Here is a 16,872-nt window from a genome sequence, read left to right as displayed (position 1 = left end):
TTCCCACCTGTCAAATGGCTTTGCTTGTGCGGCTTCGCTGTCTGCGCTCCTGAATGAGGAATTCATCAAACCCCTGGGCCGGATCCTGTTCCGTGAAATCTCCATTTGACCGTCCAATTTGCATTTTTTTGATTGAGGGAGCCAAATATGCAACCAGATCCAGCTCTCGGCATTTCACTGCAAACTGCAGGTAAAAGCTGTATAGGTAATCTCCATCCAAAATGCTACGGGTCAGGTCAGGATGATGTGGGACACATTCCATATGGCGCTGTGCAGCCACGGTAAGAATGGTATAAATACCTAGCAAATGGACTTTGCGGTCATATTCCAGATCATGGCGTTCCAGTACCGAGAGCAACTGCTCGCATTCTGCCGGAGAGAGATACAACTGAATTCCGGCGACCTTTGACATTTCAGCCTGAAGCATCCGGAATGTATCTTCAATGAGTTTTTTGTTCACAGGATTCTCTCCTTCTTGTCGGTTTTGCCGGAAGAAACCACAGCCCTGATTATCCCTACAAAACCATTCTGTACATTTTTATGCAGATATGGGCTTTCACCTTGATAAACAAGGAGAGTAATGTGTCCAAGGGACACATTACTCTTAAGAACATCATATTCATGCAGCAACATAGAATGCACATAAGTCGGTGCTATAATTAAGCGGTGCTCAGAAAAAACTTACCCAAAGCGTCAGTCGGTAAACAGATACCAGCGCCGGACGAGCGGGATTCTCTTCCACTGCTTCTTGAGCCAAGGAAGAACATAGTAATCCAGGCCGAACACGCTGCCGGATCCGCCGATGCAGGCAATAGCTGCCGCAACGTACCAGAGCATTTCTGTAGCTGCCATCTTGGTGGTCCAGATCATAACCGCCATACCTATAGTAGCCAGGGCAGAAATAGCTGTGAACAAACCAACGATAAGCATAACACCGAAGACGATTTCGGCACAAACCATGCCGATTTGGAACCATTTAGCCAGGAAGGTGTAAGAACCGTCCGGGTTGTAGAACATAAGATCCATGAACCAGTTAGAAATATCGTAGATGAAACCTGGAACCGGCAAAGCCGATACTGCTTCTTTGGCAGTGGATACTGCGGAAGCTGCAGATTGGGCATCTACGGTGTCTTTAACGGCATCCACAGCCACGCTGGCTGCAGAAGTAGCGTCTGCATAAGGAGCTGCAGGAATCAGGAAAATCTTATTGGGATCAACCCAGATTTTTCTGATCTTCTCTATACCTTCATATAGCCACATACCACCCAAAAGCATACGGAGCGGAACGAGCCAGAAGTTCGGCGAGCGCTTGGAGAAGTATCCGCCGACAAAGCTCTTGCGGTTCTCAACGTGGAAGAACTCGTGCATCATGTAAGTCCATACTTTGTTGAAACCTACAACCTGGGACAGGTAGAACATATTGATGAAATGTTTGGACAGCATAGCCATGAAGCCGGTCAGCATGAAGAATTTGCCCGGAAGACCAACGTTCGCTACACCGTAGCGGCTGCCGATCGAAACCATGGTGCCATGGAATCCTGGTTTGTAAGCCTTTTTAGGCGTGCCCTTGATATCGGCAGTAATATTGCCTGCGATAATAGGTGCAGCTTGTTCAGCATTCTCAACCATTTGTGGAACTGGACGTTCTTCGCCTTCAGGGATGAAGAAGATGTTATCCCCTACAACGTATACGTTCTTATGGTCAACACTTTCAAGGTGTTCATTCGTAACGATACGTTTGCGGCCTTGCTGCTGAACATCAAGACTGCCAACGATTTCGGAGCCTTCAACACCGGCAGTCCAGACGATGGTCTGAGCATCCACGATGTTTTTCTCACCGAGGGCTACAGAACCTGTGCCTACTTCGGTGATTTTGGCGCCGGTAACAATTTCTACGTTCATCTTACGCAGGCGGGCTTCGGCTTTCTGAATCAGCTTCTCTGGAAGGATAGGCAGAATCTTCGGAGCCATATCAGCTACAATCAATCTTACTTCGGAAGGATCAATGAAGAATTCCTTACACAGTTCTTCACGTTGCTCAGCCATTTCACCAACCAGCTCGACGCCAGTGAAGCCGGCACCGATGATTACGAAGGTCAGCATGGAACGGCGTACTGCCGCATTCTTTTCCTTCGCAGCTTTGGTGTACATGTCGCGGATTTGACGCTTCAGGGCAACTGCATCGTCATAAGACCAGAAGGAGAAGGTATTCTCTTCAGCTCCGGGAATTCCGAAGAAGGTTGGTTTGCTTCCTGTGCCGATTACCAGGTAATCATAAGCATAGGTAGCTTTGTCGGACTTCAGCTTCTTGTTCTTGAAATCAATATTGCTGATTTCGTCGAGAACAACATCCACTTTCAGGCCGGCAAAGATTTTCTTCAAGTCGATTTTGATCGAATCCTCAGGTGCGCGATTCGCAGAAACCTCATGCAGCTCAGTCAAGAGAGTGTGGTATGGATTTCGGTCGATCAGTTTGATTTCTACATCTTTGTCGTTCTTAAACTTCTTTGCCAGTTTCTTAGCCGTGAGTACGCCGCCGTAGCCGCCGCCCAAAATGACTATTTTCTTCAAGAGAAACTCACCTCATTCATCTGATTAGCTGCAAAAGGATAGCGAATAATTATTTCGCGCCTTCAAGTGCTTTTTGTGCCAGTGTGAAATATTCGCCAACGTGGATAGATACGCCGGAAATTGCATCGGTTTTGCCTTCAGCATCCAGGGTAGGAGCTGCGCCTTTATTTTCAAGGAAGTATTTCTCAGCAAGTGCGATCTCTTCATGCCATTCAGCTGAAGCGCCGCCGGCTTTCATGCCGTATTTGCCGTCTACCGAATATTGTTTCTTATCATCGCCTGCAGCATTCACGCCGCTGAAATTAACAGCTACAACGTTACCGCCAGCAACGGATAGAGCTACAGTGGATTTCCAGCCGGATTCAGCATCCATTTCGCCTTCAGCCTTGTAACCGCCGTCTTTGTAAGGACCCACTTGTACTGGACCAGCAGTAAGAGCAGCTTGAGCAGCGCCTACGAAGTCACTAACATGTACAGATACGCCGGATACAGCGTCAGTATGTCCTTCAGCATCAAAAGCGAGTGCTGCCGGATCTTGTTTTTCAATCAGGTAAGCTTCAGTAAGGGCAGCTTGCTCGTGCCATTCGGATTGAGCGCCTCCAATTTTTACCAAACCATAGTTACCGTCTTCGGATACTTTTTTCTTCAGATCACCCGCTGTTTTGGTATTGAAAGCATTCCAGTCAGCCTTGGTGATTTTGCCGCCTTCTACAGTGAGCAGAACAAAAGTCTGCCAACCAGTCTCTGCATCGACATCAACTGTTCCGTAGTAGGTTCCGTCCTGGTATTTGCCTGTTTCGGTTCCGGCATCAGCAGCAGGAGCAGTAGTTGCTTCAGTTGCAGGAGCAGTAGTCGCAGCAGGTGCATTTGTTGCAGCAGCATTGCCCGCATTGTTGTTGCCACAACCGGCTAGCAATGTGCCAAGTACCAGAGCGCTCGACAAGATTACAGAAGCTTTTTTCATTTTGATATGACCTCCAAAGAAAATAGTTTAAAATATATATATTAAAATGTAAAACATTTTAATAGTAAATGGAAGTGATAAAAATCACTTTATAAATGACATTTGTCACTTTGGAATCGGTCTAAGGTCCCTTTTTGTAGCAGGCATACGACATATATCGGCAGGTAATAAGAAAAAATTTAATTATCTCGTTTCTTGTTCGATGGCATTCTAGCACAAGCTGGGAAATACTCATGTGAAAATAATCACTTAAACGATAATAATTTTACTTCTGAAGTATATCAAATTTTAAAATATATGAACAGCTTATTAAAAGACTATTATGTGACAAACTATGACTTTCTTTGCGGTTTGCGCTGCAGTTCTATTATGGGGCTTTTCCCGTAGTTTTGGATTCACACAAAGGGCCGACGGGTAATAATTCACTGAGAATCATAGCTTATGCCAACAATAACCGACAGCTAAGGAGATGAGTTTGTAATGGACAATAATGTGCTGAAAGGTAAATGGTTGCAGATCAAAGGTGAAGCCAAGAAGCAGTGGGGCCAACTGACGGATGATGACCTCGATGTAATAGACGGCGAAAAAGATAAACTGGTAGGTAAGCTGCAGGAGCGTTACGGCCATTCCAAGGATGATGCAGAGGCGGAATACCGCAACTGGGAGCAGTCGATCCGCAGATAAACGAAGAATATGGCCTCAGATCAGATCACCACAAATGCAGGGAGAGGCGGATGTGTATGAATGATTCCCTGGTCGTTACAGGCCGGATTATTGAGATTCATGCTAACCGGGTGCTGACTCAGCAAGGAGATACTATCAGCACCTATCACCCCCGGTACTATATACTGCCGGAAGCAGAGATGTGGACACCGGCCGAAGCTGATCTGAATGAGGCATCTTTTATAGAACTTGGCGGCAAAGGCGGAGCCTCCGTACCCAAAAGGCGCTGGAAGGCAAGGATGCCCTGGTTCACACCGCAGAAGAAGAGCGCAAATCGTATCTGATTTGCGCTCTTCTTCTGCGGACAGGCTATACATATGCAATAGCAATGTGGCTTCATGATTTCATTCCTCTATGATAGTATAAATAATAATCGTTGTTATATCATTTTTTGCTGCAGGAGTGAGGCTATGGAATATGTAAAAATATTTTTTGTAAATACCGCTTTGCTGATTACATTGTCTTATCTGGCAAACTTAATATACAAACATACTGTGACCTATGCTTCAGAACCTGTGAAGAAAGTGAGCTGGGTCCTGCTTGCGATCTTCGCCGGTTGGGTAAGTACAATTTTCGGATATAGACTGGACGAGCATGTGATCTTTGACCTGCGGTTTGTGCCGCTTATTATTTCTACGCTGGCATACCCCCAGCCTCTGGTCCTGATCATTATTGGAGTCGGCACCGGGCTTACGCGGTTGACCTTCGGTGTTACCGAAGCAGCTGTGGTAGGCGTGCTGAATTTATCTATCCTGGGCTTCGTCTGCGCCGGCCTGAGCCTCTGGATGCAGCGTTCTTCTGCCTCTGTGATCCAAAAGGGACTAATTGCTGTCCTGGTGGTAAATGTTGTGAATGCGCTGAATATTACGGTATTTGGGGTCATCCCTGCGCAGGAATACATAACGGATATCCTGCCGGTCACGTTCCCGGCGGGCTTTGCTCTCAGTGTGCTGTTTGCGCTGATTATCCGCGACTTCCAGCTGGATCTGATGCGCACCGGACAGATCGTTAGAGCCAATGAGCTTTTGTCAGAGCAGACGGAGGAGCTTCATAAGAATAAAATCGTGCTGGAGGAGAGGGCCAAGCAGCTGATGCTTGCCTCGCAGTTCAAGTCGGAGTTCCTGGCCAATATGTCCCATGAGCTGAGAACACCACTTAACAGTATCATTAACCTGTCCCAGCTAATTGAAGAAAGCGAAGATGAACTGAGTGTAGAAGAGCTGTCAGAATATGGAGGGATTATTCACCGCTCGGGTGAAGATCTTCTCTCACTTATTAATGATGTTCTGGACTTGTCCAAGGTAGAAGCCGGAAAACTGGATATTATTAATGAAGACTTCAATGTCAGTGAGATCCCTGATCTGCTTCTTCAGCAATTCAGTGTGGTAGCCAAACAGAAACAGCTGGCCTTCGATATTTCACTGGATGCAGACATGCCGGGGGTTATCTATACGGATCCCCAGCGGGTGCAGCAAATTCTCCGCAATCTGCTCTCAAATGCCTTCAAGTTCACTATGACAGGCGGTGTATCGGTGAATGTCCGCGTAGTGGAACGGCAAGAGGGGCTCTCCTCGCGGAAATGGGTCGCCTTTGAGGTGCAGGATACCGGGATTGGCATTCCCCCGGAGAAGCATGATCTGATCTTTGAAGCGTTCGAGCAGGCGGATTCAAATATCAGCCGTAAGTATGGCGGCACGGGGCTTGGCTTGTCGATCAGCAATGATCTGGCCAGACTGCTTGGCGGGTTCATTACCCTGCACAGCCGCGAGGGACAGGGAAGCTTATTCTCCCTGTATTTGCCGCTATAACCTTAGAGTATGGGTAGATTCCGGGCTCCAACTTTATTTGTGATTTCGGTGTATTGACAGGAGATTGATGCGGAGTAGAATGAAGCAAAAGCCGCATCAAAGGAGTGTTATCACCCCATGAACATCATGAGAAACCGGCCGCTGCGGAACCGCTCCAAGGAAGTACGCAAGGCCTCGATACACCGCAAGAATCTGCAGATCGCTACTTTTGAGGGGATACCATCCACAATATTTCAGGTGCTGCTGCAGGGGCAGTTCCTGACAGGCTTTCTGTTATATTTGGGGGCGAGCTCCAGTCAGATCGGATTCGTCCTGGCACTTACCACACTGGTGAACGTAGCGCAGATTGGCGTAGCCTTCCTGATCCAGAAGCTGCCAAGCCGCAAATGGGCTATGGTGACTTTTATCGGCCTGCACAGACTGCTCTGGGGATCCACCGGTCTTGTGCCGTTTATTTTTCCGCAAGAGTACTGGGTTACTGCTTTCATAGTAATGTATACCATAGCATTCATTGCTAATACGGCAGGCGGTGTGCTGTGGAGTTCTGTCATCAGCGACCTGGTTCCGGCACGGGTCAGAGGCCGGTATTTCGGCATCCGGAATACGTTTCTGAATGCACTGGGAAGCCTGGTAATGTACGGGGGCGGCATTATTCTGGACCGTTATCCGGGTGGACACGGGTTTCTAATTCTGTATATTGTCGTATGGATTTTCTCAATCTCGAATATTGTTGTTTTCTTCTTCTATCCGGATGTGCCGTTTGAGAAGTCAGAAGAAAAAGATTTTCTGCCGATGCTCAAAAAACCGCTTCACGATAAGCTGTTTATGAAGTCCACCCTGTTCCTGTCCGCATGGCTGCTGCTGCAGAATCTGACCGTGCCGCTGTATTCCTATGTGATGCTTCAGCTGCTTCATATCAATTATGAGAAGCTGTCACTGCTCAATGTATCGCAGACGATCTTCATGATGGGGAGCTTCTATGTATGGGGTAACCTGAACGCCAAATACAGCAACAAAAGGCTGCTGCTCTGGACCCTGCCGATCATCGCGCTCTCCTCCCTGATGTGGGGACTGCTATCCGTACTGCCGATGCTACCGGTTCTGTTTGCCGCGCATATTGTATTTGGCATGGGCGTAGGCGGCTTCAACCAGCTGGCCTTCAATTTCATTATCGGGGATACGCCGAAGAAGGAACGGCCGATGTATATGGCTATGTATGCGGCGCTCACCGGCCTCGCGGCATTTTTTGGTCCGCTGCTGGGCGGCCGGATCTACGAATGGATTAAGAACTGGCCCGAATGGACGCAGGTGTATGGAATGCAGCTTGTGGTAGGGACGCTGATGATCACGTTGGCGCTGCTGCTGGGCCGGCGTATTTTGCGGGATGAATAGAAGAATATTCTGAATAAGGAGGCAGCCCGGTGACAAGAATTGCGGTAGTATTGGGAGCCACGGGTCTGGTAGGCAGGGCACTGACGGAGGATTTGCTGAACGGGGATTGGGACGAGGTCCGCGTACTGGTGCGCCGGCCGCTGCAATTGGAGCATAAGAGGCTCAAGCAGATTGAGACCGATTGGGAACAGCTGGAGCAATATAAGGAGCAGTTCGCCGGAGTATACGCGGTGTTCTGCTGCCTGGGAACTACGATTAAGCAGGCAGGTTCACAGGAGCAATTCGAGAAGGTGGATCTGGACTATCCGCTTGCTGCTGCGGCTCTGGCCAAGGCCTATGGTGTGAAGCAGTTCCTGGCAGTGTCCTCTATAGGAGCGAACGCGAAATCGCGCAACTTCTACAGCCGGACCAAGGGGCGGGCAGAGGACGGGCTGATTGCTGCCGGATTCCACGGCTTACATCTGTTCCGGCCTTCGCTGCTGCTGGGAGAACGCGAGGAATTCAGGCTGGGAGAACGTGTCGCTTCCGTAATCATGAGGGGGTTGGATTTCGCTATGGTCGGCCAAGCTGCGAAGTACCGGGCAATCCCCGCTGCCAAGGTGGCGCGGGCGATGAGGAATATTGCCCTTGCCGATACAGGCGGCGTGCATATTTATACCAATGATGTGATTCATGTGATCGGCAAGCATTAGATCTTCAGCAGGTTTGCAATAAACAGACCTCAGGACTTACAATGAAACATAAAATGATATGTACATAACGGCCCGCAGGCTGCGTACAACAAGCAGGAGGAGCGAGACATGAGTAAAAAGCAGGTAGCAACGAGCAAAGCCCCGGGGGCCATCGGACCGTACAGCCAGGCAATCACCGCCGGCAACTGGGTGTACACCTCCGGCCAGCTTGGTATGGACCCGGAAACGGCAGCACTGGCGGACAATGTGCAAGAGCAAGCGCGCCAGTCGCTTAGCAATGTGAAGGCCATTCTTGAAGAGGCCGGGGCATCCATGGAGCATGTAGTCAAAACAACGGTATATCTGAAGGATATGAATGATTTCGCAGCTGTTAATGAAGTATACGCCACTTTCTTTACTGAGCCTTATCCGGCCCGCAGCGCAGTCGAAGTGGCGCGTCTGCCGAAGGATGCACTTGTTGAGATCGAAGCGGTAGCACGCAAAAAATAAGCCTTACTGAAGATAGAACCCGAAATGCCGGGCCGAATCCCATGTACCTCTTTGCAGGTGCGTGGGATTTTTGCTGCGGATTAGTGTGGAATAATGAAATCGGCCGGTAAGCCGGCAATGATAAAGGCTGTCCCGACCCTATACAGGAGCGGGGCAGCCTTATGTCTTTTCACCGATATCGTCAATATCTGCTGCGGGTACGCGGCGGGGTGAGCAGCAGCCAGATGCTGTAGAGCAGCAGAAGTCCTGCAGCAATCAGCCCGGTGAAGAAAATATTATCTGTATCCTTCTGTTCAATAGCAATGGCAATGAAGGCCCAGACGAAGACGAGCGGATAAATGCTGTCCCGGTGAGGGAAGCTTACAATAACAGCCAGCACTGCACCTACACAGAGCATAATTACAGCCCAGAGTGAATCGCTTAGCCCGAAGCCGTCCCAGTTGTTCTTCTCCAGCACGATGCTGACATTAACGATGGTAGCTACAGAGATCCAGCCGAGATAAATGCTGAAGGGCAGTCTAACCAGCCATTTCTCGCCGGAGGTAGGGTCCGGGATGCTGCGGGTACGGCGGTAGATTACAATCAGTGAAACCAGCATAAGCACCATGGCAACCAGCGACAGCTCAATGTACAAATAATGCCAGAGAAATAGCCAGCCCATATTAAATATACAGCTGAGCACGAACCAGATGCCTATATGCTGCACGGAATCTCTGCCTCCGGTATCACTGCGGAACTGATAAATAATGAACCCGGCGAGCAGCAGGTAGATCAGAGACCAGATGGAGAATGCGTAGCCGGCCGGTGTAATGTAAGTATGATATCTGTCTGAAATTTCTCCAGTACTGTTCCCGCCAAGCGGCAGCGCCACCGACAGCGTATTGACGGCAATCATGCCGAGGTACAGCAGCAGATTCCACCACTTATAAGGATTGCTTCTTCTCATTCTTGTCACTCCCTAAATTAGGTTATTTAGCATGTGCCTATCCTTGGCCTACATAGAATATACCCGCTTTAACAGCAATTAAGACTATCTCCCGCAAAAAAATGACCAACAGGTCATGAATTTAACGGATAGCATTCCGTAAGCTCGGGGTAATATGTAGAGAAGAAGAGCTAATACGGGAACGATGAAGATCAAGCAGGCAATAGCCGAAGGGGGACAAAAGGCATGGAGAGCAGCGAGGCGATACGCCCTGAGAAGATGGGACCACTCGTAATGAAGGAGACTTGGAACACTCCGGGAAGCGTGGTTTCCTGGGAACGGTCGGAGAATGTTTATATCTGCCGGGGGGAATGCGCGGGGGTTGTCTTTATCTTTTTGAGCGATGATATGTTCCGGATGAAAGTCTTCCATGGTGAGGTTCCGGACCTGACCACATCGGAGGCGGTGATGAATGAGAGCTGTATCCCGCATCTGTTTCCTGTGGATGAGACAGAGGATCAGCTAATCTTCACCACAAGTGCCATCCGGCTGATTATCGAGAAAACATCGTTTCTTCTCCGTGTGGAGAATACCTCGGGCACGGTGATTATGCAGCAGAATCTGACCAGCTGGAACCCGCGCGGTGCGAGTCATGCGGAGTATGATATGCAGCCGGATTCGCATTTTTACGGACTGGGTGAGAAGTCAAGCTTCCTCGATAAACGCGGGGAGCGTTATACGAACTGGAATACCGATGTTTTTGCCCCGCATCTGCCGGAGATTGAAGCGCTCTATGAGTCTATTCCGCTGCTCATTCACATGCACGGCGATCTCACCTACGGATTATTTCTGGACAATACGGGGCGGAGTGATTTCGACATGCGTTCGCATGGCGTTGCTTTTACTATTGGCTGCTCTACGGGGGAATATGACATTTATTTCATTAACGGGCCCGAGATGAAGGATGTTGTCAAAAGATACACCTCGCTCACCGGCCGGATTGCGCTTCCGCCTAAATGGGCGATCGGCTACCATCAGTCACGCTACAGCTATATGAACCAGCAGGAGGTGCTACAGCTTGCCCGGACCTTCCGTGAGAAGCATATTCCGTGTGATGTCATTTATCTCGATATCCATTATATGGACGAGTACCGCGTATTCACCTTTGACCCCGTCAACTTCCCGGACCCGCAGAGAATGATCTCAGAACTCGGGGAGCTGGGTGTGCGGATCGTGCCCATTGTGGATCCCGGTGTCAAAAAAGACCCCAAATACGAGGTGTATAAGCAAGGTGTGCTGGAGAAGCATTTCTGCCGCCGTCTGGAGGGCGATATCTTCTTCGGCGAGGTCTGGCCGGGGATCAGCGCATTCCCCGATTTCAGCGACAGCCGGACCGCCGAGTGGTGGGGCGACCTGCACAAGTATTACACGGACCTGGGCATCCAGGGGATCTGGAATGATATGAACGAGCCGGCGGTCTTCAATGAGACCAAGACGATGGATCTCGATGTGATGCATTTCAACAACGGCAGGCCCGTTACCCATGAGGAATACCACAATCTGTACGGGATGATGATGTCAAAAGCAACGTATGAGGGACTGGCCGAGCATATGGGGGGCGAGCGTCCTTTTGTGCTGACCCGTGCCGGGTATGCGGGCATTCAGCGGTATGCCGCCGTCTGGACCGGGGATAACCGCAGCTTCTGGGAGCATATGGCGATGGCGATGCCGATGGTGCTGAATATGGGGCTGTCGGGGCTGGCGTTCTCGGGGCCGGATATCGGCGGATTCGCCCATCATACGTCTGCACAGCTGCTGGTGCGCTGGACGCAAATGGGCGTCTTTTTCCCATACTGCCGCAATCATTCCTCCATCGGAACGCTGCGTCAGGAGCCCTGGTCCTTCGGGGAAGAAGTGGAGGGGATTCTGCGCGAATTCATCGGACTGAGGTACCGCTGGATGCCGCATTTATACAATCTGTTTCATGAGGCGGAGATGTGCGGGCTGCCTGTGATCCGTCCGCTTATCCTTGAATATCCGCGTGACCCGCATGTGACCAATCTGTGCGATCAGTTCCTGCTTGGCGAGAATGTGCTGATTGCCCCTGTCTACCGCCCGGATACAGATCACCGCTCGGTCTACCTGCCCGAAGGCTGCTGGATTGACTATTGGGACGGGAAGATTCACGAAGGCGGCCGTCATATTCTTGCTGCTGCGCCGCTGCATATTATGCCGATGTATGTGAAGGCAGGCAGCTTCACGGCCGAAGGTCCGCTGAAGCAGTATGCGCTGGAGGACACGGAAGAGACGGTCACCTTCCATCTGTACGGAGCGGAAGCTGCCCAAGGATTCTCGGCGGCATTCAAGCTGTATGAGGATGACGGGCACAGCTTCGGTTACCGTAAAGGGGAATATACAGAGCTTGCCGTGCAGGCTACAGGTACCGAAGGTGCCCTGGTGCTGCAATGGGGATATGGCGTGCATGATTATAAGCCGCGCCGGGAGATGCTGCGGTTTGCGCTCTGTTATCCGTTCTTCACCGTGGCGGCGGTGGACGGACTTGAGGAGATCACCCTGGAACAGCTGGAGGAAGGCAAAGCGGGCTGGGTTTATAACGGCAGGAAAGGTGCGATTATTGTACAGGTAACGGATGCTGCCGACGGCGGGGAGCTGCGGATTCAAGCGAACAAGTAACCCCTTTAGTTTATAAAGAGCCGGCTTCGCCTTGCAAAGAGGGGGCGGACGGTTCTTTGTGTTGCCTGGAAAAAATCAGTTCTGTCGGACACGGACGATGCAAAGGACCGGAATAAGTGGATTATCTCCACCTGCTGGCTGATGACGGGCCCGCTGATAAACAACAGTTGGAAAAAGAGCACTTAAATTTCTGCATAAAATACAACATTCCTTTCGGAAACCTTCTTATTATGGGATCAAAGAGTTGTAATACATACAACATTTTGAATTATTTGATCTGACCACCGTTGATTGAACGGGTGCTTGTTTAAAATTAGTCATAAATACGGACTTCAAGCAGCTGCGACTGGGTCTGAGAGGCCTCTCCGGAATGCTGCCGGAACTGCGGATGAGGGAGATTTGCAAAAGAATCTGCAGATTTTCTGCAGAAAACGTGCAGAAAAGTTTTTAAATGTAGACTTTTTCGTATAAGATGAAGGGATGAAGAAAAAAGTTGCAGTGATAACCACAATGGGATGGCTGTACAGTTACTGCTGCTAGTACAGCTTCATAATATATTTCTCGCAGAGAAGGAAACAGTCTTCCCGCTGGGACGGACTGGCTCTTTCTGTTTGCTTAAAAGAATGGAGATCATCAATGATTAAGCATCTGTATGCAATATGGTTAGGGGACGTATTATTTTGCTTCTCGGGTGAAACTTCTGAGCCGAAGGTGGACGCGTGGACACGCGTGATTAAACGGCTGGAATTTCGGAGTGGCTGGCGTCCTTTTGCGGGTGCTGCGCTGCGGCTGGCGGAAGTGAAGTATCCTGCTGCCGCCGCCGTGGAAGGGAAGACGGCGCGGCGCGGAATGCCGGGGCGCACCCTTGAAGGGCTGGCCCTGTCGCCCAAGGACGCTTTTGAGCTGCTCCTTGCCTGGGATGAGCAGGCAAGCCGCGCCCAGGGCATAGAGCCGGGCGGAGAACTGCGCTACTGGTCGGCTGCGGCCCGGTTTGCGCTGGAGCTGATGGGCAAGGGCGGGATTGTCCCCGGCGCTCAGCCGCCGCGCAAGGTGGGCTCACGCCGCCGCGGCGGCGAGCAGGCGGCAGCGGTATGCTGGTCGCCGGCTTTCCGGGAAGAGGCGGATAAGGAATTCTTCCTGCAGATGGCGGCTTCCATGCCGGTGCTTGCGCTCGGCACTCACGTAGCCGAGGAGGGGGATCTGTCCTCGCGGGAGGAAGCAGGCGGGTATGTGCTCTATTCGTTCCTGCAGGCTGTGATGACAGCGGAGATCAAGAATGTGGTCGCGGCCAACGAGAGCGCACTGGGTCCATTCAAAGCGAACTACCGCCGCGGTTACTCGCCGCTTACTGAGCTGTGGTGGAACAGTCTGCTGACCGGCAGCCGGGATATCCCTGTTCAGGGGACTCCGGCTGAAGTGACCGAGCTTCTGGCTGCCGTGAGTGAGACGGCAGGCAACGAGGTGCCGCATTTCGAGACGGAGGAAGCACGCAGCGGACAGCTCAGCCTGGGCCTGCGGCTGGAGCCGCCTGCAACCGACAGTGAGCTGTGGCGGCTGACGTTCTGGGCGGAGAGCCGGGAGGAAGGTGAATTCTGGATTCCGGCCGAAGCGGTCTGGAGCAGCCGGGAACGGGAATTCACGCTGTGGGGCAAGCGCTACCGCAACATTCAGCAGCAGCTGCTTGCTGCGCTGGGGCGGGCAGCCAAGATCTCCCCGGACATTCAGCGAGCGCTGGCCGAACCGGCGCCGCGCGGGGTGGAGCTGCTTCCGGAGCGGCTGTATTTCTTCCTGAAGGAGAGTGTACAGCAGCTGCGTGAACGGGGAATTACGGTGCAGATGCCTTCACGCTGGAGCCGCGAAGGACGGCGGCGGATCGGGATGAGAATGAAGATGCAGCCGCCGCCGGGCGGAGTGGATGGGCCTGTACAAGCAGCGCTGGGCATGGAGGAGCTGATCTCCTTCCGCATCGAAGCTTCCCTGGGCGATTCGGAGATCAGCGAGGACGAACTGAATGCGCTGGTGGAAGCCGGAGTGCCTTTTGTACGTTTCCGGGGTGAATGGATCGAAGTGGACCCGAAGGAGGTCCGTCAGGTCCTGAGATATATGAAGCGCAACGAGAGCGGAGAGATGACGGCAGCAGACTGGATGCGCCTGGAAGCCGAGGATGGCGAAGAACGGCTATGGAAGGGCATGTCGGTCACGGGCATGGAGACCTCCGGTTTACTGGCCTCTCTTATGCATGGCGATGTGCTGCGCGGGCTGCCCATGCGTCCGGTGCCGGATGATCTGAACGGTACCCTGCGGCCTTATCAGGAACGGGGATATCAATGGCTTACGGCGCTTAGCGGCCTTGGCTTCGGGGTCTGTCTGGCCGATGATATGGGGCTTGGCAAAACCGTGCAGGTGATCACCTGCCTGCTGGACCGTGCGCTGAATGCGCCGCCGGGAGAGAAGCGGGAGCCTGTGCTTATCCTCTGCCCGACCTCACTGCTGGGGAACTGGCAGCGGGAATTGCAGCGGTTTGCACCTTCGCTTAGTGTGCATATCCATCATGGCGGCCGTCGGGTACGCGGAGAAGGATTCACCGAGCTTGCCGCCAGCCATGAGATTGTACTGACTACGTATCATCTGGCAGGCCGGGACAGTGAGGATCTGGCCGGGGTGCGCTGGTCAACCGTTGTGCTGGATGAAGCGCAGTATATTAAGAACCACCGCACCAAACAGGCGCAGAGTGTCATGAAGCTGACCGCGCCGCACCGGATTGCGATGACCGGTACCCCGGTAGAGAACCGGCTAGGCGAGCTGTGGTCGATCTTTCATTTCTTGAATCCGGGGTATCTCGGAACCTATCATTCCTTCCGCCAGCGGTATGTATCTGGCGAAGGCGGGGAACGGCTGCGTGAGCTTCACCGTCTCGTATCTCCATTCCTGCTGCGGCGCCTGAAGAGTGATCCCGATATTTCGAAGGATCTTCCCGAGAAGATCGAGCTGAAGTCGTATTGTCCGCTAACAGAAACGCAGGCAGCCCTGTATCAGGGCGTTGTGGATGAGATGCTTGGCGTAATCGGTGAGCGGTCGGGCATGGCCCGGCGGGGGCTGGTGCTGTCCTCCCTGACCAAGCTGAAGCAGATCTGTGATCATCCGCAGCTGTTCCGCAAGGATGACGGCCGGAGCCTGCGCAGTGAGCCCTCCGGCAAAATGGATGTGATGTTCGAGGTGCTGGACAGCATCTCCGAGCTTGGGGAGTCTGCGCTGATCTTCACGCAGTATGTGGCGATGGGCGAGCTGCTCGTCAGCCGGCTGGCCAGAAGGTACGGGGAGACACCGCTCTTCCTGCATGGCGGCATTCCGAAGCGTGAACGCGACGAGATGGTGCATGCTTTTCAGGAGGGGGAGGGTCCTGCATTCTTCGTCCTGTCCCTCAAAGCCGGGGGCGTAGGCCTCAATCTGACCAGGGCCAATCATGTGCTGCATTACGACCGCTGGTGGAACCCGGCAGTTGAGAACCAGGCTACGGACCGGGCATTCCGGATCGGACAGCACAAGAATGTTCAGGTGCATAAGCTGATCTGCCAGGGAACGCTGGAGGAACGGATCGATGAACTGATTGAACGTAAAAAAAGTCTGTCCGAGCAGGTTGTCGGCTCCGGCGAGAATTGGTTGACCGAAATGTCCAACCATGAGCTGAAGGAGCTTATCGAACTGCAAGGACAGGACTGGATGTAAATGATAGTTGTATGGCAGAAAGAGGGGAACATCCATGATTGAACTGCTGGAGTTGAAGCTGGAGGTGCTGCCGGGAAAGATCAAAGCCACCGGGAGCCTGGGAACCGCCGCTGCGGAAGGTGTAGGCAGACGGAACGGCAAACCCGGTGCAGTTGCAGAGGAACAAGCGCAGCGCGCGGTGTTCACTTTGCATATTCCGGAATGGACGGCCGCCCGGAAGAATGAGGTGCTGCTACAGCTCTCTGCGCATCCGGGTGAATTGTATGAGCTGCTCCAGGGCAGCCTGGAAGGCGGGCTTGCTGCCCTTGAGGTGCTGCCTGCTGATGCTGAACTCGAAGAGGCGGCCAATGAACAAGGCACAGGCTTGCTGCCCGCCGGGGAGCTGCTGCTTCGGGTGAAGCAGCAGCTAACGAAGGAGCCGCTGCTGGCTTTTGCCCTGCGCGGCCTGTCCAAGGAGGAACTGCTCTCCGGGGTGTTTGCTCTCTGGGCGGAGCAGGAGAATGAGCGGGTTATTGAAGAGGGGGCTCCTCCCCCTGTAACGCTTGCTTCCGAGTTGGCCCGGCTGGAACGTAAAGGTCCGGCGGTGTCCTCGGGAGAATGGCTGGCCGAGGCGGCTGCGGAGGGCTCGCTCCATCAGCCGGGGCCGCTGTTTCATGAGATCTCTGCCCGGCCATTTCCGGCAATGCCTGATGTCATTGAACCGGAAGAGGACTGGAGCTCGCTGCTGCCGCAGACGCCTAAGGCCCGGGAAGGACTTGCCCTGCTGATGCGCCGGGTATCGGAAGCCGCCGCCAAACGTGCGGCTGGCTTGAATAAATTGTAAGCGCACAACGCCAATAAAGGCAGTACTTTAACATCCTAGCTGTTAAAGTACTGCCTTTATTGTAT

The 16,872-nt window shown here is 52.4% G+C and carries 13 protein-coding genes; 9 read left to right on the top strand and 4 right to left on the bottom strand.

Features of this window, described 5'->3' with window-relative positions; all coding sequences use genetic code 11:
- Window positions 1-10: 10 nt before the first annotated feature.
- The 3 genes from MKX70_RS03255 to MKX70_RS03245 all read right to left on the bottom strand — a co-directional run bounded on the left by MKX70_RS03255 (window position 11) and on the right by MKX70_RS03245 (window position 3,535).
- Window positions 11-460, bottom strand: a complete 450-nt coding sequence (locus MKX70_RS03255) for a hypothetical protein (RefSeq protein WP_042232171.1) — start codon at window positions 458-460, stop codon at window positions 11-13.
- Between the two features lie 233 nt (window positions 461-693).
- Window positions 694-2,571 carry an FAD-dependent oxidoreductase gene (locus tag MKX70_RS03250; RefSeq protein ID WP_042232174.1) on the bottom strand — a complete coding sequence of 626 codons (1,878 nt, stop codon included), beginning with the start codon at window positions 2,569-2,571 and terminating at the stop codon, window positions 694-696.
- A 49-nt stretch (window positions 2,572-2,620) separates the two neighbouring features.
- The gene (locus MKX70_RS03245; protein ID WP_042232176.1) at window positions 2,621-3,535 is read right to left on the bottom strand and encodes a hypothetical protein; all 915 of its coding nucleotides are present in this window, start codon (window positions 3,533-3,535) and stop codon (window positions 2,621-2,623) included.
- A 480-nt stretch (window positions 3,536-4,015) separates the two neighbouring features.
- Between MKX70_RS03245 and MKX70_RS03240 the strand changes: the two genes are divergently transcribed.
- The 6 genes from MKX70_RS03240 (at window position 4,016) to MKX70_RS03215 (ending at window position 8,639) form a co-directional block, all read left to right on the top strand.
- A complete protein-coding gene (locus MKX70_RS03240) occupies window positions 4,016-4,219 on the top strand; it encodes a CsbD family protein (protein WP_039309803.1) in 204 nt (67 codons plus the stop codon).
- A gap of 56 nt (window positions 4,220-4,275) precedes the next feature.
- Window positions 4,276-4,542 carry a hypothetical protein gene (locus MKX70_RS03235; protein WP_042232178.1) on the top strand — a complete coding sequence of 89 codons (267 nt, stop codon included), beginning with the start codon at window positions 4,276-4,278 and terminating at the stop codon, window positions 4,540-4,542.
- 126 nt (window positions 4,543-4,668) lie between these two features.
- Window positions 4,669-6,066 carry an ATP-binding protein gene (locus tag MKX70_RS03230; protein WP_042232180.1) on the top strand — a complete coding sequence of 466 codons (1,398 nt, stop codon included), beginning with the start codon at window positions 4,669-4,671 and terminating at the stop codon, window positions 6,064-6,066.
- Between the two features lie 117 nt (window positions 6,067-6,183).
- Complete coding sequence (locus MKX70_RS03225) at window positions 6,184-7,458, top strand: MFS transporter (protein WP_042232184.1); 1,275 nt, start codon at window positions 6,184-6,186, stop codon at window positions 7,456-7,458.
- A 29-nt stretch (window positions 7,459-7,487) separates the two neighbouring features.
- Entirely contained in the window at window positions 7,488-8,150 is a 663-nt protein-coding gene (locus MKX70_RS03220; RefSeq protein WP_042232186.1) for an oxidoreductase, read from the top strand.
- 108 nt (window positions 8,151-8,258) lie between these two features.
- Window positions 8,259-8,639 carry a RidA family protein gene (locus tag MKX70_RS03215; RefSeq protein WP_039309789.1) on the top strand — a complete coding sequence of 127 codons (381 nt, stop codon included), beginning with the start codon at window positions 8,259-8,261 and terminating at the stop codon, window positions 8,637-8,639.
- A 181-nt stretch (window positions 8,640-8,820) separates the two neighbouring features.
- Here the strand turns inward: MKX70_RS03215 and MKX70_RS03210 are convergent, their stop codons facing one another.
- Entirely contained in the window at window positions 8,821-9,585 is a 765-nt protein-coding gene (locus MKX70_RS03210) for a TspO/MBR family protein (protein WP_042232188.1), read from the bottom strand.
- A gap of 225 nt (window positions 9,586-9,810) precedes the next feature.
- On the opposite strand from MKX70_RS03210, the gene MKX70_RS03205 reads away from it, so the two are divergent.
- From MKX70_RS03205 to MKX70_RS03195, 3 genes are all read left to right on the top strand, one after another.
- Window positions 9,811-12,258 carry a glycoside hydrolase family 31 protein gene (locus MKX70_RS03205; protein WP_042232190.1) on the top strand — a complete coding sequence of 816 codons (2,448 nt, stop codon included), beginning with the start codon at window positions 9,811-9,813 and terminating at the stop codon, window positions 12,256-12,258.
- Between the two features lie 636 nt (window positions 12,259-12,894).
- Window positions 12,895-15,984, top strand: coding sequence for a DEAD/DEAH box helicase (locus MKX70_RS03200; protein WP_042232192.1), 3,090 nt, complete (start codon window positions 12,895-12,897; stop codon window positions 15,982-15,984).
- A 34-nt stretch (window positions 15,985-16,018) separates the two neighbouring features.
- Entirely contained in the window at window positions 16,019-16,807 is a 789-nt protein-coding gene (locus MKX70_RS03195; protein WP_052415940.1) for a hypothetical protein, read from the top strand.
- Window positions 16,808-16,872: the final 65 nt, after the last annotated feature.

The sequence above is a fragment of the Paenibacillus sp. FSL R7-0312 genome, assembly GCF_038004445.1.
GTDB lineage: Bacteria > Bacillota > Bacilli > Paenibacillales > Paenibacillaceae > Paenibacillus_AQ.
The sequence above is the reverse complement of the archived record's forward strand: the minus strand, read 5'-3'. Positions and strand labels throughout refer to the sequence as shown.

What these genes read in the sequence shown, in the direction of transcription:
- MKX70_RS03225 (WP_042232184.1), top strand. Translation starts at nt 6,184, where the DNA reads ATGAACATCATGAGAAACCGGCCGCTGCGGAACCGCTCCAAGGAAGTA.
- MKX70_RS03230 (WP_042232180.1), top strand. Translation starts at nt 4,669, where the DNA reads ATGGAATATGTAAAAATATTTTTTGTAAATACCGCTTTGCTGATTACA.
- MKX70_RS03245 (WP_042232176.1), bottom strand. Translation starts at nt 3,535, where the DNA reads ATGAAAAAAGCTTCTGTAATCTTGTCGAGCGCTCTGGTACTTGGCACA.
- MKX70_RS03235 (WP_042232178.1), top strand. Translation starts at nt 4,276, where the DNA reads ATGAATGATTCCCTGGTCGTTACAGGCCGGATTATTGAGATTCATGCT.
- MKX70_RS03210 (WP_042232188.1), bottom strand. Translation starts at nt 9,585, where the DNA reads ATGAGAAGAAGCAATCCTTATAAGTGGTGGAATCTGCTGCTGTACCTC.
- MKX70_RS03200 (WP_042232192.1), top strand. Translation starts at nt 12,895, where the DNA reads ATGATTAAGCATCTGTATGCAATATGGTTAGGGGACGTATTATTTTGC.
- MKX70_RS03205 (WP_042232190.1), top strand. Translation starts at nt 9,811, where the DNA reads ATGGAGAGCAGCGAGGCGATACGCCCTGAGAAGATGGGACCACTCGTA.
- MKX70_RS03240 (WP_039309803.1), top strand. Translation starts at nt 4,016, where the DNA reads ATGGACAATAATGTGCTGAAAGGTAAATGGTTGCAGATCAAAGGTGAA.
- MKX70_RS03215 (WP_039309789.1), top strand. Translation starts at nt 8,259, where the DNA reads ATGAGTAAAAAGCAGGTAGCAACGAGCAAAGCCCCGGGGGCCATCGGA.
- MKX70_RS03195 (WP_052415940.1), top strand. Translation starts at nt 16,019, where the DNA reads ATGATTGAACTGCTGGAGTTGAAGCTGGAGGTGCTGCCGGGAAAGATC.